We start from the raw sequence: 19,401 nt of genomic DNA, 5'->3' as shown, positions 1-19,401 counted from the left end.
AGGGACGCTCCGCGTCCCGCTCTCACAGGATGCATCCCCACGCTGAGCGTGGGAGCGATCAGAGGTGACACAGATGGTTAAATTTTTCAGCGTGATCCTGGCTTCAATGGTGTTTTCGGCAGCGGTTTCAGCCGCCGAACCTTCCACCTTGCGCATCGGCTACCAGAAAAGCTCGGTGAGCATGGTGCTGGCCCGCGAGCACAAGTTGTTCGAAGAGGCGCTGCCCGGCACTCAGGTGCAGTGGATCGAATTCCTCGGTGGCCCGCCGCTGATCGAAGCGCTGAACGGCGGCAGCCTGGACATCGGCAATATCGGCGACATCCCGCCGATCTTCGCCCAGGCTGCCGGCATTGATTTGCAGTACTTCGCGGTCGAGCCGAATGAGGGCAAGACCGAGGCGGTGCTGGTGCCCAAGGCCAGCCTGATTCAGAGCGTGGCCGAACTCAAGGGCAAGCGCGTCGCGCTGCTCAAGGGTTCCAGCGCGCACAACCTGTTCCTCAAGAGCCTGCTGCGCGCCGGTTTGCAGTGGAAGGATGTCGACGTGGTGTACCTGTCGCCGTCCGACGGGCGTGCCGCGTTTGAGCAGGGCAAAGTCGACGCCTGGGTGGTGTGGGACCCGTACTACTCGGCGGCCGTGGTCGACGGTTCTGCGCGCGTGCTGGGTGACGGCCAAGGCCTCAACCCGGCGGGCAGTTTCTTTGTGGTCAGCAGCCCGTTTGCCAAGCAGCACCCGCAGGCGGTCGGCGCGATCATCAAGACCCTGGCCAAGGCGCAGCGCCTGTCCCTGGACCAACCCGAGCAAAGCATCGCATTGATGGCCAAGACCCTGGGCCTGCCACCGGCGGTGGTCAAAAGCTACTTCGAACACCGCTCACCGGCGCCGATTCGCCCGTTGGAGGCAGTGGATATCGCCAACCAGCAACGCACCGCCGACCTGTTTTTTGCCAATGGCCTGATCCCGAAAAAGGTCGATGTGCAGCAGATCGTGTTCAAGGCGCCATAAGCACAAGAAGCACTAAAACCTTTTATCAGTGAGCAGACCATGCAACCGATCTACATCGACTTTCTCAACGGCCTGGACATCGACGAACTCAACCTTTCCAACGATGAAATCCTCAGCGCCATCGAAGCCAGCCTGGGCATTCAGGGCCGGGGTGAGGCGGTGATCGAGCCGCGCACGCACCTGATTCCTGGCGGTGAGATCAATGGCCACTTCAACGTGTTGCGTGGTGTGCTCGGTGGCGGCATCGGTTACGCCGGGGTCAAGGTGGTGGGCGACTTCGTCGACAACTACCGCAAGGGCCTGCCTTCGGAATTGGCGATTCTCAACCTGCTGGACCCGGCCACCGGCATTCCCAAGGCCATCCTCGATGCCTCGGCGATCACTGACATGCGCACCGGCGCCGTCACTGCCATCGGCGCCAAATACCTGGCCCGGCCCGACAGTAAAGTGCTGGCGCATATCGGCGCGCGCGGCACGGCGTACTGGAATGTGCGGCTGCTCGACCACCTGTTCGACTTCGAGGAAATCCGCGTGCATTCGCGTCGTAGCGAAAGCCGCGAAGCCTTCGCCGAACGCCTGCGTCGCGACTTGGGCAAGCCGGTCATCGTCACCGAAGACTGGGAGTCCACCGTGCGCGGCGCCGACATTGTGGTCGAGGCCTCGCGGCTGGATCAGCCTGAACCGTTGTTGCGCACCGACTGGATCAAACCCGGTGCCTTTGTGGTGCCTTACGGCACCATGAGCGCGGTGGAATTGTCGCTCACCGACATCATGAGCAAACTAGTGGTGGACGATTGGGGCCAGTGCAAAGGCGGTATGTTTGGCGCACTGCGCGCCCATGTCGACGCCGGCAAGCTCAGCGCCGACACCCTGCACGCCGAGCTTGGGCAGATTGTCGCCGGCCTGAAGAGCGGCCGTGAAAACCCCGAAGAAACCATCCTCTTCTGGCACCGCGGCTTGAGCCTCAGCGATATCGCCCTGGGCCATGCGCTGCTGGAAAAAGCCAAGCGCCTGGGGATCTGCCAGCGGCTGCGCTGGGCGTGATTCTCATCGATCCCCAAGGCCTCACGCTGGAGGATTTGCTGGCGATTGCCCAGCACGACAGGCCAGCGAATTTCACTGCGCAGGCGCGTCAGCGTATTAACGAAGGCCACCAGTTGCTGCTGAAACTCGCGGCCGAGGGCACGCCGATTTATGGCGTGACCACCGGTCTCGGAGCGGCGGTGGATACCTCGGTGGCGCCGTTGCAGGCCAACATTCCCCTGGGACGTGCGGTGGGTGTCGGGCGCCTGGCCAATCGTCAGGAGTTGCGCGCCATTACCGCCGCCCGTTTGGCCGGGTTGGCTCAGGGCCGTTCGGGCATTTCACCGGCGACGGCAGAGGCGCTGCTGGCGTTGCTTAACTCCGGCGTCGAGCCCGAGGTGCCGTTGCTCGGCTCGTTGGGCGAGAGTGACTTGGCGCCGCTGGCTCACCTGAGCTTGGCGCTTACGGTGCCGTTGACCGGCAAGGACGGCCTGGCGCTGGTGTCGGCGAATGCGGCAAGTGTCGGGCTGGGCGCGTTGCTGGTGGCGCAAGTGCAGCAGGTGTTGCAGGCGGTGTTGGCTGCGCTGGCGCTGTCGTGTGAAGGCTATCGGGCCAACCTCAGCCCGTTCCAGCCGTGGGCTTCACGCTTGCGCCCGGCGCCGGGGCAAAGCGAGCAGTCGGCGGCGTTGTTGCACCTGCTTGAAGGCGGCGATTTGGCGGGCAGCCCGCGCCGCTTGCAAGACCCGTTGAGCTTTCGCTGTGCCACCGTTGTGCAGGGTGCGACGCAGCAGGCGTTGCAGCAACTGCATGAGCTGGTCGAGCTGGAATTGCGCAGCGGCGCGGATAACCCGGCGTTGATCAGCGAAGCGTCGCGGGTAGTGGCCACGGCCAATTTCGACAGCACGCACTTGGCCCTGGCCGCGGAAGGCGTGGGCTTGGCGCTCAGTCGCGTGGCGGCCTGCAGTGCTGAGCGCATTGCCAAATTGCTGTCACCGGCGTCCAGCGACTTGCCGCGCTTTCTGACCACGCAACCGGGGCACGTCGGCATGGCTGCCTTGCAGCGCACCAGCTCGGCGTTGGTCGCGGAGATCGGCCACCTTGCCAACCCATTGCCTGCTGTGAACGTGCCGGTGGCGGATCGGGTCGAAGACTACTCCGGGCAGGCGTTGGCCGTGGTCGACAAAACCCGCCGTTTAACCGAGCGGGTGTTGTGGTTGGCGAGCATTGAACTGATCGTCGCCGCGCAAGCGGTGGATTTGCGCGGCGATTTGCGATTGGGGCAGGGCGCGCAGCGGATTCATGACGCGGTGCGCAGCCAAGTGACGCATCTGGATCAGGATCGGTCGGGGTCGGTGGATGTGTTGGCGTTGAGTGCGTTCATCACCGATGGCAGCTTGAAACCCTTTCTTTGAAACGAAGCAGATCAACTGTGGGAGCGGGCTTGCTCGCGAATGCGGTGTATCAGTTGATGCATGTGCTGACTGACCCACCGCATTCGCGAGCAAGCCCGCTCCCACATGTTTAATCGCATTTCAGGTCATGCGGCTTCGGCGGCCAATGCGGCGATTACGGCTTGCCGCTCGCCAACCCGCTGCTGAAACGCCGCCAACGCCGGCCACTGCTGCAAATCAATGTCGTGCAACCCGGCCCAACGCAGCACCACAAACAAATATGCATCCGCCACCGAGTACTGCGTGCCCAACAGATAATCCTGACCCTCCAACGTCTGCACCAGAATCGCAAAGCGCTTGTACAACGTGGCCAGGAACATCGCGCGCACATCCCCCTGAATCGCACCATTAAAGAAAATCGCCAGCCCACCATGAATCTCGCTGGCGATAAAATTCAGCCATTCCTGCAAGCGCACACGTTCCCAACTGCCATTGGCCGGGGCCAGGTCGGCGGCGGGTTTCAAGTCGGCCAGGTATTGCAGGATCGCACTGGCTTCGGTCAGCACCTGGCCGTTGTCCAGTTGCAGCGCCGCCACGTAGCCTTTGGGGTTGATCTGCAGGAAGTCTTCGCCGTCGGCGAAGGTTTTAGCCTGGTTATTCACCTGCACCAGTTCGAACGGCAAGGCCAGTTCACGCAGGACGATATGCGGCGCGAGCGAGCAGGCATTCGGGGAAAAATACAGTTTCATCTAAGGCGGCTCCGTTGGATTTGCGCCAGTCTCACGGGCATGGCACCGTGGGTAAAATTAAACCTTCAGCCCCCTCCCATAAGGACAGCTACTGCCATGATGAACCTGATGCACTGGCGTTTGCTGGTGGCCGTGGCCGATCACGGCAGCATCACGGCGGCAGCCGAACAGGTCGGCATGACCCAGTCCGCTGCGAGCCAGGCCATGGCGTCCATGGAGGCGACGCTGGGTGCGCAGCTGTTTACCCGTGAGCCGCGCAAGACGCTGCCCACTGCGCTGGGGCTGAGTGTGATCGAGCAGGCGCGGGTGATGATGGGCGCGTTGCAAACCATCCGCACAACGGTCGACGAAGCACGCCCGCTGCTGCGTGGGAACATTCGCATCGCCAGTTTCCCAAGGGTGCTGGCGACGTTTCTGACGCCGTTGCTGCAGCGTTTTCGCCAGTTGAACCCGGGTATCGAGGTGACCACCCTGGATGTCACGGACAGCGAAGTGCACACCTTGCTCGACGCGGGCCTGATCGACCTGGGCGTGGTGCTCAACCCCAAGCCCGAGCACAACGCCACGGTTTTAGGCCGCGACCTGTGGATGGCCGTGCTGCCGACGGACCATGCACTGGCGCAGCGCCCGGCCGATGCCAGCGTGTCGCTTGAAGAATTACTCGAACAACCCTTCGTGCTGGCCACCGGCGGCTGTACCGCGAATGCCCGCAGCCTGGCCGCCGCTGCCGGGTTGAGCCTGGGCGATATCCGCGTGGAAGTGCGCGAATGGAGCAGCGCCTACAGCCTTGTGCGCGAAGGCGTGGGTGTCACCCTGGTGCCGGAAATGGCCTTGCCGGCGCAGCGTAATGGCCTGCGCGTGATGCCGCTGACGGTGCCGTTGCACCGTGAATTTGCTTTGGTTGGTTCACCAAGCCAGCCGCCCTCGGCTGCAGTCATTGCATTGTTAAAAATGCTGGCTGACTAGTGGCCTTGCATAGCGCCAAGCCCTGTCTATGCTCACCCAGAACCGTTGATGACGCTTGGCATGTAAAGCGATTCGGATGGTTTTTTCCCCTGAAGGTGTGCCAGCAATAGCCAACTGAAGAATGGAATGCGCCTGTTTAGGCGCCGGGAATCTAGGGTGATCCGATCATGTTCAACCGCCATCACAAATCCGACCTGCAAGAAATCGAACGTTTTTCCTGTGCCCTCACCGAAGCCAACGCCAAACTCGCCGCCATCAGCCGTTCCATGGCGATGATCGAGTTCGACCGCAACGGCGTGATTCTCGACGCCAATGACAACTTCTGCAAAACCATGGGTTACAACGTCGAGGAGATTCGCGGCAAACATCATCGGGTCTTTTGCGAAGAGGCCTACACCCACACCGAGGCCTACACCCAGTTGTGGCGTGACTTGGCGCGCGGTGAAGCCCTCAGCGGCACGTTCATGCGCCTTAACAAGCGGGGTGAGGAGGTGTGGCTGGAAGCCAGTTATATGCCGGTGCTGGACAGCAGCAGCCAGGTGCAGAGCGTGATCAAAGTGGCGTCGGATATTTCCGCGCGGGTCCACCATGAACACGAGAACCAGAGCCTGATCGACGCCATCAGCCGTTCCATGGCGGTGATCGAATTCACGCCCCAAGGCCAGATCATCAACGCCAACGATAACTTCCTGCGCACCGTGCAGTATTCGCGCGAAGAAATCATCGGCCAGCACCACAGCATGTTCTGCCATCGCGCCGAGGTTGAGTCACCGGCATACAAGGCCTTTTGGGCCTCGCTCAACCGTGGCGAATACCACTCCCATCGCTTTGAGCGTAAAAACAAATACGGCAAAACCCTGTTTCTGGAGGCGTCCTACAACCCGATCTTCGACACCAACGGGCGCCTGTACAAAGTGGTGAAGTTCGCCAGTGACATCACCGATCAGGTCACTACCTTGCGCACCGCCGCCGATTCGGCCCACGCCACCTCGGTACAAAACGACGCCTGCGCGCGCAAAGGTTCGGAGGTGGTGCAGCAAACGGTGCAAATCATCGAAGAAATCTCCCACGACCTGAACCAGGCGGCGCAGAGCATTGATGCGGTGAGCAAGCAGTCGGACATCATCGGCGCCATCGTGCAAACCATCCGCAGCATCGCCGAGCAAACCAATATGCTCGCGCTTAACGCGGCCATTGAAGCGGCGCGGGCCGGCGAGCATGGGCGCGGGTTTGCGGTGGTGGCCGACGAAGTGCGCAGCCTCGCGGCACGCACCAGCCAGGCGACGGTGGAGATTGTCGACGTGGTGCGCAAGAACCATGACCTGTCGCTGAGCGCGGTGTCGAGCATGCAATCGAGCTTGAGCCGCACCGGGCTCGGCGTGGAGCTGGCCAATGAAGCGGGGCAGGTGATCCTGGAAATTCAGGAAGGCTCGCGGCATGTGGTGGACGCGATCAGCCAGTTCAATTCGACGCTGCAGTTGCAGTAGACGTCGTGTGGCTCGCTGTCGGCGCCGGGTCGCCAGCGAGCTCTGCGATTAGGCCTACAGAGTGGTTCCTGGGTGGGACGTATAAGGCTCAGGTTTAATCACTGAGTAGGAAGAGCTATGAAGTTGCAAGGTGCCTTATGCCTGTCGCTGTGCATGCTGTCAGCCGGCGTGACCGCGAACGATGCCGTCATGGAAAAAATCCACGCAACAAAACACATGGTGATTGGTTACCCGGCCGAGGCCCTGCCGTTCTCTTATCAACCCGGCGCCGGTGAACCGGTTGGCTATTCAATCGACCTGTGTCGGCGTATCGCCGGTGACATCAAGAAAAACCTCAAGCTTGATGAACTGGTCTTGAGCTTTAAACCCTTGAGTTTCAAAGACCGTATCAGCGCGGTCAGCAGCGGTTCGGTGGACCTGGAGTGTGGTTCTACCACCAATACGCTGGAACGCCAGAAGCAGGTGGATTTCAGCGTTTCAACCTTTGCAGCCTCGATCAAGGTGGTTTCCCGGGTGGGCGAGAAGCTCGATACCTTGAAGGAACTCAATGGCCGATCCGTAGTGATTGTCGAGGGCACCACCGTTGGGGAGGTGGTCAAGCAACTTGAGCAGCGCGAAGGCTGGAGCCTTAAAAAGGTGCCTGCCAAAAACCTCGCCGAGGGCTTCAAGTTGCTGGTCGATAACCAAGCCGACAGCCTGGTGTTTGACGAGGTGGTAGTGGCCCCGCTGATGGCGAGTGCGGCTGAGCCTGCGCGTTATCAGTTCTTGAAGGACGTGCTGGTGGTGGAACACCTGGGGCTGATCATGCCGAAAAATAACCCTGCATTAAAACGCACCGTGGACTCGACCCTGATGGGCTTGATGGCCTCGGGGGAAGCCAAGGCACTGTATGGGAAGTGGTTTGAATCGCCGATTGCGACAAAGACGCTGAATGTGAATGTGCCCTTTTCAGCGCAGATGGGGCAGATGTTCAGCACCCCGACGGATCAGCCGGGTCAGGCGCTGTAAGGTTCTTCGAGTAAGCCCGGGAGCAGATCTGCTCCCGGGCGCCAGGGCTGCATCTTCAGATCGCGGCCAAGGTCTCTTTCACGGTCTGCGCCGGGTCAGTGGCCTTCGCCGCGACTTGCTGCTCTTGCTGCTGCTTCACGCGATCAGCCACTTGCTTGGCAATCGCGTCCTGTTTCTCCTGCGGCATGGCCTGCACTTGCGCTTCGGTCAAACCCTGCTCCTTGAGCAGTTGTTCGCGAATGCGTTCAGCCGGAGATTTGCTCATGTAGTCGGTGAAGTCGGCACGCGCGGTGCTGGTGCTTGAGCCGGCCGCCGGCACATCCGTCGATGCCGTCGGGGCTGCGGTGGTGGCTTGCAACTGCACGCGGGTCTTGGCGAAGGCTTCGTCGATACGGTCGTTGGCCTTGTCCAGGTCCTTTTGCGCAGCCGGCACGGTCACGCTTTGCTGCGCCGCTTGCAGGGCGCCGCTGTACAGCGTGCTGGCGGCAGCGTTGGCCGGGTCCATGTCGGGACGCTTGAGCTGTTGCACGGTCGATACGGCTTGGGTGTTGTTGTTGATCAGCATGATTGCTCACCTGGGATGTGTTCGGTGCCACAGGTGGAGCAAATAGCGTGCCGCAGGCGTCAGGCCCGGTTTTATTGGGGATGGCGCGGCCGTTGCGGCAAACATTATCCTGCCGGCGGCCAAGCGTTGCCGTCAGTGCGCAATATTCTCCAACGCCAGATTACGCGTACGCGGGCCGAACCAACTGATGGTGATCATCACGATCAACATGCTGCTGGCAATAAACGCCAACACGCCCGGCGTGCCCAAGTGCTCGAGGATGAACCCGATCAACAGGCTGCTGAACACCGTGGACAAGCGGCTGAACGAATAGCAGAACCCCACCGCCCGCGCGCGGATATTGGTGGGGAACAAGGCGGATTCAACCGGTCGTCGCAACACCTTGTTCGAGGTGTTTATGGGACGACCCGCAGGATGGATGCAAAAATTGACGGGCCGGGGAGCGATGCGTTCTCCAGGTGCGCCCTCACTTCGTAATGAGATCGAGCGGCTATTTTGGGTGCAGATTGCAACAGGCATCACAAGCGAAAAGGCAGCACATGCCGTTGGCGTATCAACAGCGGTAGGTACACGCTGGTTCCGTCATCGCGGCGGGATGCCATTATTCATGTCGAATCACATATCAGGACGATACTTATCGTTTGCAGAGCGAGAAGAGATTGGGCTGCTTCGAGCGCAAAGTATTGGCGTTCGTGAGATCGCCCGTCGCCTTGGACGAAGCCCATCGACAATTTCACGGGAGCTGACACGAAATGCTGCTACCCGTTGCGGTCGGCTTGAATATCGAGCGTCAGTAGCGCAATGGAAGGCAGAACTGGTGGCCAAGAGACCGAAACCAGCGAAATTGGTCACTAACCCGCGACTGCACCAGTACGTACGCGACCGCCTTGAGGGCAAGGTTCAAGACGCCGATGGTCGTGAGATTTCTGGGCCTCGGCAAGCACCCTTCAAAGGCCGAAATAAACCGCATCGCAGTGACCGTAAATGGGTCAATGGCTGGTCGCCTGAACAAATTGCCAACCGGCTCCAGATCGATTTTCCGGATGATGAATCCATGCGCATCTCTCATGAAGCCATATATCAGGCGCTCTACATTCAGGGTCGAGGAGCTCTCAAGCGCGAACTGGTGAGCTGCCTGCGCTCAGGACGCGCATTGCGCGTGCCGAGAGCCAGAGCGCAGGCCAAAGTGTGGGCACATGTCAGCGAGGACGTCATGATCTCCAGTCGCCCTGCTGAGGTAGAAGATCGGGCTGTACCCGGGCATTGGGAGGGCGACCTGATCATCGGTCTGAACCGGTCTGCGATTGGAACTCTGGTCGAGCGCTCAACTCGATTTACCATGCTCGTCCATCTGCCTCGCGAGAAAGGTTATGGGCTAATTCCCCGCACGAAGAACGGCCCGGCGCTGGCTGGCTATGGGGCTGTTAGTATGGCCAACGCATTGAAGAAGACGGTGACTGATCTTCCCATCGAGCTGTGGCGATCTTTGACCTGGGATCGTGGAAAGGAGCTGTCGGATCACGCTCGATTTACCATCGAGTCCGGAGTAAAGGTTTTCTTTGCTGATCCACATAGTCCATGGCAGCGCGGTACAAACGAAAATACGAACGGCCTTCTACGGCAATACTTCCCGAAAGGCACTGACCTCTCTCGTTGGAGTGCCCAAGAATTACAGGCGGTAGCTCACGTACTTAACACTAGACCTCGAAAAACACTCGGCTGGAAAACACCTGCCGAAGCACTCAATGAGTATCTAAAGTCTGTACAACAATCCAGTGTTGCGACGACCGGTTGAATCCGCCCAATTCACTTTGGTACGAGTGATAACTGAAGCTCAGCCAGGCGTTGCAGAAGGTGATCATCACCCCGCAGATCACCAACCCAACGGCCGTGGTTTGCAGGGCGAACAGGCTGCCGAAAATCATCGCGCCCATGGCCGAGCCGACGATCTGCCATTTGTTTTCAAAACGGTTGGCCACCTTCACAAACAGCAACGGCCCCAGCGGGTAGGCGAGGGTGATGATGAACGCGTAGAGCAAACTGTGGGTCACGCTCACGCCTTGACCGGACAGCAGCGCCGGCAACCAGTTGCCGAAGCCGAAAAAGCCGATTGCCTGGAACACATGGAACACAATCAGCATCAACGCCCGGCGCCGGTACGGCGGCTGCCAGATATCGGCAAAGCGGCCGTTGCCTTGCACGCTGACGGCTTGCGGCTCCGGTTCATCCAAGGGTTTGCCATGGTCTTTCTGGCAACGTGCCTCCAGGCTGTCCATGATCTGCCCGGCTTCGTCAAAGCGGCCTTTCTGCGCCAGCCAGCGCGGTGATTCCGGCAGGCGTTTGCGCAGTTGCCAGATAAACAGCGCAAACACCGCGCTGCTCAGCACCACCAGGCGCCAGCCGGAGACCCCGAACGGCGCCTGCGGCACCAGCCACCACGACATCAACGCCACCGCCGGCACCGACAAAAACTGGATGAAAAACGCAAAGGCGAATGCCGAGCTGCGCATGCGCTTGGGCACCAGTTCCGAGAGGTAGGCGTCGATGGTCACCAGTTCGATGCCCAGGCCAATACCCACCAGAAAACGCATGCAGATAATGCCCGGTGCAGACGTCTGAATGCCCATCAGCACGGTGGCGACGGTGTACCAGATCAACGCAAAGGTGAAGATCGCCCGCCGCCCGAAGTGGTCGGCGATGGGGCTGAGCAGGCTGGCGCCGAGGAATAGGCCGAGGAAGGTCGCCGAGGCGAACGCGGCCTGATCGGAGAAACCGAACACGCCTTCGCTGCCGGTGTGGAAAATCCCGTCGCTGATCAAACCGGGGCTGATGTAGGCGGTCTGGAACAGGTCATACAGCTCGAAAAAACCGCCGATCGACAGCAACGCCACCAGGTGCCAGACAGTGGCGACGGCGGGCAAGCGGTCAATGCGCGCGCTGATATGGGCGGCACGGATCGGGTCGATGCCGTCCGTGGCTGAGGCGGTGAGTGTCGACATGGGCAGATTCCAGGGGCAGTGACCTGGAATCTTAGCCGGCTAACGGAAATCGGTGTGTGTGAAGTTGCAGGTGGCAGGCCACACATTCGCCGATTTATTGCGCCACGGCCTCAGGTTTCGAGGTTTTATGCCGCAGCGGCTCAATAGGTGATCGGGATCTCGAACGTCTGGAACGCATCATCCACCGGTTGGTAGCCCAACATGCGCGTGGTTTCGCTCAGGTCCAGGCGCTTGAAACGGTTATTGGAAATGCCGTGGGCGATCAGGTGCTTCACGCCTTGTGCCTCCACCGAGCGTTGCAGCAGGTGCACTGCGTCACGCGGGCTGAGCCAGGCGCTGAGGTCGCGGGCGTTGTTGAGGTCGTGGGTTTCGGGGAATTCGAAGGCGCCGATGCGCAGGGCAATGGTCGACAGTGGCGTCTTGGCTGCGTAATAGCCGCACAGCGCCTCGCCGTAGCATTTGCTCACGCCATACAGGTTGGCGGGTAGCACCGGCATGCCGGGGGTGATCTGGCGGTCCACCGGGTAGCCTTCGATGGTTTGCGCGCTGCTGGCGAACACCAACCGGTTTACGCCGGCGGCCACGGCGGCTTCGAACAGGTAGGTGGTGGCGAGGATGTTGTTTGGCAGCAACTCCTCGAACGAGGCGCTGGCGTGGGGGATGCCCGACAGGTGCACGATCACGTCGATGCCTTCAAGCAGGGCGGCCAAGCTGGCTTTATCGCTGAGGTCTGCGTGGATGAACCGGTGCTCGCCGGTTGGAAATTCCGGCGCGACGCGGTCGGTGAGGGTGAAGCGGTAGCGGTCTTGGGAGGCTTGGAAAAACGTCTTGCCGATTCTGCCGCAGGCGCCGGTAAGCAGTACGTTGAGTCCTTTCACGGGGATTTCCTTGTTTTAGTTATGGCCGTCGAGGGCAAAGGTCTTGAAGCCCTGGCGCTGGCTCAGGCGTTGGTAATAGGCCGCAATGGCGGGGTAGGGCGGGCGCTGCATGGGCGTGTTCTGCCAGCGGTGCACCGAGAGGCCGATGAGGATATCGGCGAGGGTGAATTCATCGCCGGCGACATAGGCGCCGGTTTTCGCCAGCTGTTGTTCGAGCAGGCCCATCTTGTCGTTCCAGCGCTGCACGGCGGCGGCAATTTGCGCCGCGTCGAGGCCGTCCGGGTTGTTGCGCACCAGCGCGGTGAAGGCATCGCCCCAGGCGCGGTTGAGTTCCACGGCTTGCCAGTCAACCCACTGCTCGACCCGAGCGCGTGGCGCGGGCTCGGCGGGCAGCAAGTCAGTGCGTTGGTAAAGGCCGACGAGGTAACGGCAGATGGTGTTGGATTCCCACAGCACGCCGTGGTCGTCGATCAGCACCGGCACTTGGGCATTGGGGTTCAGGGCCAGGAACTCGGCGGACTGGGTGGGCTTGAAGCCGATGCCCCAGTCTTCACGCACATAGTCGATGCCCAGTTCCTGACAGGTCCAGAGCACTTTTCGCACGTTGATGGAGGACGTGCGGCCGAGGATTTTCAGTGAGTGTCCCATGGTGCTTCCCTGTCGATGGTGATGACCCATGGGAATCTATCAGTGGTGCCCTGTCGACGCTATGCAGTTGTGTCTGCTCGTAAGTGGGCACAGCCAATGTGGGAGCGGGCTTGCTCGCGAATGCGGTGGGTCAGTTAGCCAATTTGTAGCTGACACACGGCCATCGCAGGCAAGCCAGCTCCCACATTTTTGACCGAACAGGGCTTTAGGTGCGCGGTGTTTGCTGGTCCATGGCTTTGCCTACCATCAGCACTGATAGCTCGCTCAGTTGATGAATCGCCAATGCGACATCGCGGTGTTTGCCGGTGAGGTCATCGGACAGGTCGAGCAACAAGGTGCTGACGGAACACAGGGTTTCGTAGCTGTTTGTCAGCAGGGATTCGGTGGGGGTATCGGGGATGAGGGTGAAAAGAATGGTTGGCGGTTTTTCGGTTTCATTGATCATTTAAGCGTCCTGGAAATAGGCCGCCGCCGGATCGCTACTAAACGAAGGGTGGCAGCTGTACGCAGGTTAGTAGACCGGTGGACACTTAAAGCCGGCGCACCCGAAGATGCCCTACGCACAGCCGCCATCAAACTCAGATGAGGCTCATGCACAAAAAGTGTCCAAAAGTAGGGCTACTAAACCCGGTCACCGAGAAATTCAGCGACCGGCAAACCTTAAAGACCACCACCCAAGCGCACAAGCCGGCGGATTCTGACGTAAGCGTAGGCAACCGGGCAAGGCGCTTACCGCAATGTCAGTCGCGTCCTACAGGCGTCCTACACCACTCTGATCGTTCCCACGCTCCCGCGTGGGAATGCAGCCCTGGACGCTCTGCGTCCAAAGCGTGACGCAGAGCGTCACAATAGGCGTTCCCACGCAGAGCGGGGGAACGATCAGGCCGCGATCAGGTGCTTTCGCGCACCTGCAACTCAAAACCCATGTCCACCACCGGCTTGGCGATCTTGTTGCCCGCCATGATGGTCAGCAAATGCTCTGCCGAGCGCCGGCCAATGGCTTCACGCGGGGTGCTGATGCTGCTCAAGCGCGGCACCATAAAAGACGAGGCGGGCAAGTCGTTAAAGCCCAATACGGCCACGCGCTCCGGCACCTTGATGCCATGGCGCATGGCCTCCAGCAGCGCACCTTGGGCCAAGTCATCGTTACCAAAGAAGATCGCATCCACATCCGGATGGCTGGCCAGCAGCTGCAAAAACAGCTCGCCCCCCAAGCCCACGGAGGAAGGACGCGGCGTCAGCAGTTCCAGCGCCGGGTCGTACAGGCCCGCCTGTTGCAGCGCACGGCGGAAACCTTCACCGCGCAGCAACGTACGCTGATCGAGCTGCGCACCGATATACGCCAGGCGCTTGCGCCCCCGTGAAATCAAATGCGCCGCCGCCGTTTCGCCCGCGCTCAGTTGCGAGAAGCCCACGCAGTTCACGCCGGCATTCGGGTCCAGGTCCATCATGTACACGCACGGCACATTGCTGGCCTCGACCATCCGTCGCGCACTTTCGGTGCGGTCAAACCCAGTCAGCAGCAAACCGCGTGGCTGGTAGGCCATGTAGTTGCGCAGCAGGTTTTCTTCTTCATCGCGCGAATAGTGGGAGTTGCCGATCAGCACTTCAAAGCCCTTGGGCCGCAGCACTTGGTGGATGGCTTCCAGGGTTTCGATAAACAGCAGGTTGGACAGCGATGGCACGATCACCACCACCGAGTGGCTTTGCGCGGAGGCCAGTGCGCGGGCGGCGGGGTTGACCACGTAGTTGAGTTCGGCGGCGGCCTGCTGCACTTTTTCCACCAGTTCGGTGGCCACGGTGCTGATGCCGCGCAGGGCGCGGGAGGCGGTAATCGGGCTGACGCCGGCCAGGCGGGCTACTTCATTGAGGGTCGGGCGACCGGTGGTGCGGGTATTTTTATCGTTCTTGGAGGTCATCAGGCGGTTGCCAAACAAAAATCGAGGCACTAAGGTAGCGCTGTCTCCAAAAGGCTGCAAATTCTTGAATCCTGGGTTGCCTGATCCGGTTCAACTGTTTTGGAGAGGATGCACGCGTCACTCCATAAAAATGACAAGTCGGCGCGGGAAAAGCCTGTTTTTGCACTAGCCTTACAGCGTGCGAAGGTAGCGCTATCTGCGTCCTGAGGTGTTTCATGAGTCAACCTGTTACCGCCCTGGTCATCATGGGTGTTTCCGGCTGTGGCAAGTCCAGCGTCAGCGAAGCCCTATGCCGCCTGAACGGCGCCACCGCCATTGAAGGCGACAGCTTTCACCCCGCCGCGAACATCGAGAAGATGAGCGCCGGCCACCCTCTCAACGACGACGACCGCGCCGGCTGGCTCGACATCCTGTGCGATGAACTGCGCCGCTCGCTCAAAGCCGGCGAGCATCCGGTGCTCACCTGTTCAGCCCTGAAGAAAAAATACCGTGACCACCTGCGCGAAGCCGCGCCGGGCCTGGGCTTTGTGTTCCTGGAGCTGACCCGCGCCGTGGCCGCCGACCGCGTGTCCCATCGCCCCGGTCATTTCATGCCGGCAAGCCTGATCGACAGCCAGTTCGCCACCCTCGAGTCGCCCGTGGGCGAGCCGCTGACCCTGGCGCTGAACGCCAGCGAAGACAGCGTCGAGGACCTGGCCGAGCAAACCAATGCCTGGTGGCTGCAACACGGCTTTGAACCAACCCATTAATTTTTTGCCGGAAAAGATAGCGCTATCCCCGGCGAAAAATTCAACACCCGCTTTAATAACAACAACAAACAGGAGACCCCCCCCATGTTTGGCATGTCCCACGAGTCCTACCTGCTGCTAGATGCAGTGGTCACTATCATCGGGCTGATCTTTTTGATCACCAAGTTCAAGGTGCACCCGTTCATTGCACTGATCATCGCGGCCGGCTTCCTCGGCCTGACCTCGGGCATGCCCGTGGACAAGATCATCAAGGCGTTCCAGGACGGCTTCGGCGGGGTGCTCGGCTTTGTCGGCATCATCCTTGCGCTGGGCACGATGCTCGGCAAGATGATGGCCGAGTCCGGCGGCGCCGATCAGATCGCGCAGACCTTGATCCGCGCCTTCGGCAAAGAGAAAGTCCAGTGGGCGATGATGTTCGCCGCGTTCCTGGTGGGCATCCCGCTGTTCTTCGAGATCGGTTTTGTACTGCTGATTCCGCTGGTATTCATCGTCGCGCGCCGCACGGGTGTGTCGCTGATCAAAATCGGCATCCCGCTGCTCGCCGGCCTGTCGGCGGTGCACGGCCTGGTGCCACCGCACCCGGGCCCGCTGCTGGCCATCGGCGTATTTGGCGCGGACATCGGCAAGACCATCCTGTACGGGCTGATCGTCGCGCTGCCGACCGCCATCATCGCCGGGCCGATTTTCGGTACGTTTATCGCCAAGTACATCCCGGGCAACCCGTCCCAGGAACTGGTCGACCAACTGGCCCGCGAGCCGGAATCCAAAGACCTGCCGAGCTTCAGCATTACCCTGATCACCGTGCTGCTGCCGGTGTTCCTGATGCTGCTCAAAACCTTCGCTGACGTCGCGTTGGCCGACGGCCATGTCATCCGCAACTGGATGGACATGATCGGTCACCCGATCACCGCGCTGCTGCTGGCGTTGCTGCTGTCGCTCTACACCTTTGGCCATCGCCAGGGCATTCACTCCAAGCAAATCCTCAAGCTGCTCGACGCCAGCCTGGCGCCGACGGCGGCGATCATCCTGATCATCGGCGCCGGCGGTGGTTTCAAGCAGATGCTGGTGACCAGCGGCGTGGGCGACGTGATCGGCCATATGGCGGTGAACGCACAGATCAACCCGATTCTGCTGGCGTGGCTGGTGGCGGCGGTGATTCGTGTGGCCACCGGTTCCGCGACCGTGGCGACCATTACTGGCGCAGGCATTGTGGTGCCGGTGGTGGGGATGATTCCGGGGGTTAACCGTGAGCTGCTGGTGTTGGCGACGGGGGCGGGGTCGTTGGTGTTGTCTCACGTCAACGATGCGGGGTTCTGGCTGGTGAAGCAGTACTTCAATATGACCGTGGTCGAGACGTTCAAGACCTGGACGGCGATGGAGACCATCCTGTCGGTGGTGGCGCTGATCTTTATCATGTTGCTGTCGTTGGTGGTCTGACAGTTGATCGTTCCCACGCTCCGCGTGGGAATGCCTCTTGTGACGCTCCGCGTCACGCTTTGGGACGCAGAGCGCCCCGTGCTGCGTTCCCACGCGGAGCGTGGGAACGATCATGCGCTGCGGGAATCTTCACCCAGGCGTACATCGACGTCTTTGGGGTCTCTACCCTACCTTTTCACTTGTCGGAACTGTCAACTTTCACAGGTAGGCGTGATGGTTTCACGCTGCTAGGTTATTTCCAGGTTGCCACTGTCGTGGCAGCGTTCTGGAGGTATAGGGAAATGGATGCATTCAGAGTTTTTGTTCCGGCATCAAACGGCTATTCTTATTCTCATGACAATAAACCAACAGGTCAGCACATTGTTGGAGGCGAAGGTGAACGGGGCGCTCAGGTTTCTGTTTTCAACAGTGCTGGTGTGCAAATCGGTGGCCCCTTTTTGGTAAACCGGGCTGGTCAGTGGCAAGGAAATGTGGTGATCGACCAGTCGATGATTCAGCCTCCACCCAGTAACCATCCCAACCCAGTGACGGGTACGGTGCACCTTAAGGCGGAGTACAAAAGCCCTACAGGACAAGACGAATATAAATGGAGTTTTTACGTTTGATAGGCCACCAGGCGTGATCGAAGACACAGGGGCTAGCCAGCTAGCCCCTGGCGATTCAAACCTCGGTTTTGCGAGTTAAACCATCCGCGCGGAACATCCCGCGAATCCCGCGCACCGCCTGGCGGATCCGGTCCTGGTTCTCGATCAGCGCAAAGCGCACATGATCATCCCCATACTCACCAAAGCCAATCCCCGGCGACACACACACCTTCGCTTCCAGCAGCAGTTTCTTGGCAAATTCCAGCGAGCCCATGGCCGCATACTGCTCGGGAATTTTCGCCCAGACGTACATCGACGCCTTCGGGTTCTCGACCATCCAGCCCAGCTCATGCAGGCCCTTGACCAGCACGTTACGGCGCTGGCGATACTGCTCGGCGATGTCCTTCACACATTGCTGATCGCCTTCCAGCGCCGCAATCGCCGCCACTTGCAGCGGGGTGAAGGTGCCGTAGTCGTGGTAACTCTTGATCCGCGCCAGGGCGTTGACCAGTTCCGGGTTGCCGACCATGAAACCAATGCGCCAGCCGGCCATGTTGTAGCTCTTGGACAGGGTGAAAAACTCCACCGCAATGTCCTTGGCGCCCGGCACTTGCATGATCGACGGGGCTTTCCAGCCGTCGTAGACGATGTCGGCGTAGGCCAGGTCGTGCACCACCAGCACGTCGTACTGTTTGGCGAGGGCTATAACGCGCTCGAAGAAATCCAGCTCCACACACTGCGCGGTCGGGTTGGACGGGAAGCCCAGGATCATCATTTTCGGCTTGGGGATCGAGCCGCGAATCGCCCGTTCCAGCTCGGCGAAGAAGTCCACGCCGGGAATCAGCGGCACCGAGCGCACCTGGGCGCCGGCAATCACGGCACCGTAGATGTGAATCGGGTAGCTGGGGTTGGGCACCAGCACGGTGTCGCCCTGGTCCAGGGTGGCCAGCATCAAGTGCGCCAGGCCTTCCTTGGAACCGATGGTGACGATGGCTTCCGACTCGGGGTCGATATCCACCTCATAACGGTCTTTGTACCAGCGCGAAATCGCCCGGCGCAGACGCGGAATGCCTTTGGAGGTGGAGTAGCCGTGGGTGTCTTCACGCTGGGCGACGGTGACCATTTTTTCCACAATATGTGGAGGCGTGGCGCCGTCAGGGTTACCCATGCTCAAGTCGATGATGTCTTCGCCGCGCCGACGCGCAGCCATCTTCAGCTCGGCAGTGATATTAAAAACGTAAGGGGGGAGTCGATCTATGCGCGCAAAGCGGCGCGGCGAACCTTGGTCTGCCATTGTTGCCTCAAGAGTACGTAAGCGCCCGGAACCGTCCGAGCGACGTCGGCCACTGCGGTGGCCTGCGGGGCAGACAATACGGTCGATGATGGCCCGTTGTCCAGATGGCGCCGGAAAAATTTCTGCTTGGAGTGCGGCGTGTATATGCCCCTATACTCGATGCGGGTTTGTTCCCTCATAAGAAGGAGACTGTTTAGATGGATCAGCAGATAAAACAACCGTTGGAGCCGCGCATGGAAGCCGGTAAAGCCCTGGTGATCGCAGGCGTCCAAGGGCGTTATTCGAAGGCCACTGTGGGTGATATTCCCAAACTGTGGGAGTTGTTCGATACATGCATCAAGGACCTCAAGAAGCGTGTCGGTGGCGTGACGTATGGCGTTTGCCATAACCCCAAGCACGGCGAATTCGACTATCTGGCCGGTGCTGAAGTGCCAAGCAAAAGCGACGTGCCGAGCAACTTCGAGTTTGTCGAAATTCCACCGCTCAACTACGCCGTGTTCCGGCATGACGGGCCGGTGCAGGCACTTGAGCAAACGTACGAGCGCATCATGTTCGAATGGCTGCCGCACTCGGGCTATAAGGTGATGGGGGCGGACTTCGAGCGTTACAGTGCCGATTTTGATGTACGCAAGGGCACGGGCACCGTGGAAATCTGGTTGCCGGTTGGCGAAAGAGGCTGACTGCGGCCCTGCCGGAGCCGG

18 protein-coding genes and 3 pseudogenes are annotated in these 19,401 nt (G+C 60.3%); 12 read left to right on the top strand and 9 right to left on the bottom strand.

Annotated features, from left to right (window positions below):
- Positions 1-73 precede the first annotated feature (73 nt).
- The 3 genes from PspR76_RS24045 to PspR76_RS24035 are packed head-to-tail and all read left to right on the top strand — an operon-like array spanning position 74 to position 3,438.
- A complete protein-coding gene (locus PspR76_RS24045; protein ID WP_159959324.1) occupies positions 74-1,003 on the top strand; it encodes an aliphatic sulfonate ABC transporter substrate-binding protein in 930 nt (309 codons plus the stop codon).
- A gap of 39 nt (positions 1,004-1,042) precedes the next feature.
- Entirely contained in the window at positions 1,043-2,047 is a 1,005-nt protein-coding gene (locus PspR76_RS24040) for an ornithine cyclodeaminase family protein (RefSeq protein ID WP_159959322.1), read from the top strand.
- On the top strand, positions 2,044-3,438 hold the full coding sequence (locus PspR76_RS24035; RefSeq protein WP_159959320.1) for an aromatic amino acid lyase: 1,395 nt from the start codon (positions 2,044-2,046) through the stop codon (positions 3,436-3,438). The genes PspR76_RS24040 and PspR76_RS24035 overlap by 4 nt, the downstream gene beginning before the upstream one ends.
- A 125-nt stretch (positions 3,439-3,563) precedes the next feature.
- Here PspR76_RS24035 and gstA read toward each other — a convergent pair whose 3' ends face one another.
- The gene (gene gstA, locus PspR76_RS24030; RefSeq protein ID WP_159959318.1) at positions 3,564-4,166 is read right to left on the bottom strand and encodes a glutathione transferase GstA; all 603 of its coding nucleotides are present in this window, start codon (positions 4,164-4,166) and stop codon (positions 3,564-3,566) included.
- A 96-nt stretch (positions 4,167-4,262) separates the two neighbouring features.
- On the opposite strand from gstA, the gene PspR76_RS24025 reads away from it, so the two are divergent.
- The 4 genes and pseudogenes from PspR76_RS24025 to PspR76_RS24015 all read left to right on the top strand — a co-directional run bounded on the left by PspR76_RS24025 (position 4,263) and on the right by PspR76_RS24015 (position 7,627).
- Complete coding sequence (locus tag PspR76_RS24025; RefSeq protein ID WP_159959316.1) at positions 4,263-5,132, top strand: LysR family transcriptional regulator; 870 nt, start codon at positions 4,263-4,265, stop codon at positions 5,130-5,132.
- A gap of 167 nt (positions 5,133-5,299) precedes the next feature.
- Positions 5,300-6,076: pseudogene (locus tag PspR76_RS31730) on the top strand (PAS domain-containing protein); the annotation flags it as partial.
- Positions 6,050-6,619 (top strand): methyl-accepting chemotaxis protein, encoded by a 570-nt coding sequence (locus tag PspR76_RS31725; RefSeq protein ID WP_408635724.1) that lies wholly within the window; start codon positions 6,050-6,052, stop codon positions 6,617-6,619. The pseudogene PspR76_RS31730 and the gene PspR76_RS31725, both read left to right, overlap by 27 nt.
- A gap of 117 nt (positions 6,620-6,736) precedes the next feature.
- Positions 6,737-7,627 carry an amino acid ABC transporter substrate-binding protein gene (locus tag PspR76_RS24015; protein WP_159959312.1) on the top strand — a complete coding sequence of 297 codons (891 nt, stop codon included), beginning with the start codon at positions 6,737-6,739 and terminating at the stop codon, positions 7,625-7,627.
- Positions 7,628-7,682: 55 nt separating this feature from the next.
- Here PspR76_RS24015 and PspR76_RS24010 read toward each other — a convergent pair whose 3' ends face one another.
- Both PspR76_RS24010 and PspR76_RS24005 read right to left on the bottom strand, forming a co-directional pair.
- The gene (locus PspR76_RS24010; RefSeq protein WP_159959310.1) at positions 7,683-8,192 is read right to left on the bottom strand and encodes a hypothetical protein; all 510 of its coding nucleotides are present in this window, start codon (positions 8,190-8,192) and stop codon (positions 7,683-7,685) included.
- A gap of 132 nt (positions 8,193-8,324) precedes the next feature.
- Positions 8,325-8,555, bottom strand: a pseudogene (locus PspR76_RS24005) (MFS transporter); the annotation flags it as partial.
- A gap of 55 nt (positions 8,556-8,610) precedes the next feature.
- On the opposite strand from PspR76_RS24005, the gene PspR76_RS24000 reads away from it, so the two are divergent.
- On the top strand, positions 8,611-9,987 hold the full coding sequence (locus PspR76_RS24000; RefSeq protein ID WP_159954389.1) for an IS30 family transposase: 1,377 nt from the start codon (positions 8,611-8,613) through the stop codon (positions 9,985-9,987).
- Between the two features lie 7 nt (positions 9,988-9,994).
- Here the strand turns inward: PspR76_RS24000 and PspR76_RS23995 are convergent.
- The 5 genes and pseudogenes from PspR76_RS23995 to PspR76_RS23975 form a co-directional block, all read right to left on the bottom strand.
- Positions 9,995-11,191, bottom strand: a pseudogene (locus PspR76_RS23995) (MFS transporter); the annotation flags it as partial.
- Between the two features lie 140 nt (positions 11,192-11,331).
- The gene (locus tag PspR76_RS23990; protein ID WP_159959308.1) at positions 11,332-12,069 is read right to left on the bottom strand and encodes an NAD-dependent epimerase/dehydratase family protein; all 738 of its coding nucleotides are present in this window, start codon (positions 12,067-12,069) and stop codon (positions 11,332-11,334) included.
- A 15-nt stretch (positions 12,070-12,084) separates the two neighbouring features.
- Positions 12,085-12,717, bottom strand: coding sequence for a glutathione S-transferase family protein (locus PspR76_RS23985; RefSeq protein ID WP_159959306.1), 633 nt, complete (start codon positions 12,715-12,717; stop codon positions 12,085-12,087).
- A 205-nt stretch (positions 12,718-12,922) separates the two neighbouring features.
- A complete protein-coding gene (locus PspR76_RS23980) occupies positions 12,923-13,162 on the bottom strand; it encodes a DUF6124 family protein (protein WP_159959304.1) in 240 nt (79 codons plus the stop codon).
- Positions 13,163-13,607: 445 nt separating this feature from the next.
- On the bottom strand, positions 13,608-14,639 hold the full coding sequence (locus PspR76_RS23975) for a LacI family DNA-binding transcriptional regulator (protein WP_162530312.1): 1,032 nt from the start codon (positions 14,637-14,639) through the stop codon (positions 13,608-13,610).
- 212 nt (positions 14,640-14,851) lie between these two features.
- Here PspR76_RS23975 and PspR76_RS23970 point away from each other — a divergent pair, with 212 nt between their 5' ends.
- The 3 genes from PspR76_RS23970 to PspR76_RS23960 all read left to right on the top strand — a co-directional run bounded on the left by PspR76_RS23970 (position 14,852) and on the right by PspR76_RS23960 (position 17,427).
- On the top strand, positions 14,852-15,385 hold the full coding sequence (locus tag PspR76_RS23970; RefSeq protein ID WP_017139216.1) for a gluconokinase: 534 nt from the start codon (positions 14,852-14,854) through the stop codon (positions 15,383-15,385).
- A gap of 84 nt (positions 15,386-15,469) precedes the next feature.
- A complete protein-coding gene (locus tag PspR76_RS23965) occupies positions 15,470-16,822 on the top strand; it encodes a GntP family permease (RefSeq protein ID WP_159959300.1) in 1,353 nt (450 codons plus the stop codon).
- Positions 16,823-17,103: 281 nt separating this feature from the next.
- Positions 17,104-17,427, top strand: coding sequence for a hypothetical protein (locus PspR76_RS23960; protein WP_159959298.1), 324 nt, complete (start codon positions 17,104-17,106; stop codon positions 17,425-17,427).
- Between the two features lie 55 nt (positions 17,428-17,482).
- Here PspR76_RS23960 and alaC read toward each other — a convergent pair whose 3' ends face one another.
- A complete protein-coding gene (alaC, locus tag PspR76_RS23955) occupies positions 17,483-18,700 on the bottom strand; it encodes an alanine transaminase (protein WP_159959296.1) in 1,218 nt (405 codons plus the stop codon).
- 197 nt (positions 18,701-18,897) lie between these two features.
- Here alaC and PspR76_RS23950 point away from each other — a divergent pair, with 197 nt between their 5' ends.
- Positions 18,898-19,380 carry a GyrI-like domain-containing protein gene (locus PspR76_RS23950; protein ID WP_159959294.1) on the top strand — a complete coding sequence of 161 codons (483 nt, stop codon included), beginning with the start codon at positions 18,898-18,900 and terminating at the stop codon, positions 19,378-19,380.
- The last annotated feature ends 21 nt before the right edge of the window (positions 19,381-19,401 follow it).

This window comes from Pseudomonas sp. R76 (assembly GCF_009834565.1).
GTDB lineage: Bacteria > Pseudomonadota > Gammaproteobacteria > Pseudomonadales > Pseudomonadaceae > Aquipseudomonas.
This window is presented reverse-complemented; position numbering and strand designations above follow the sequence as displayed.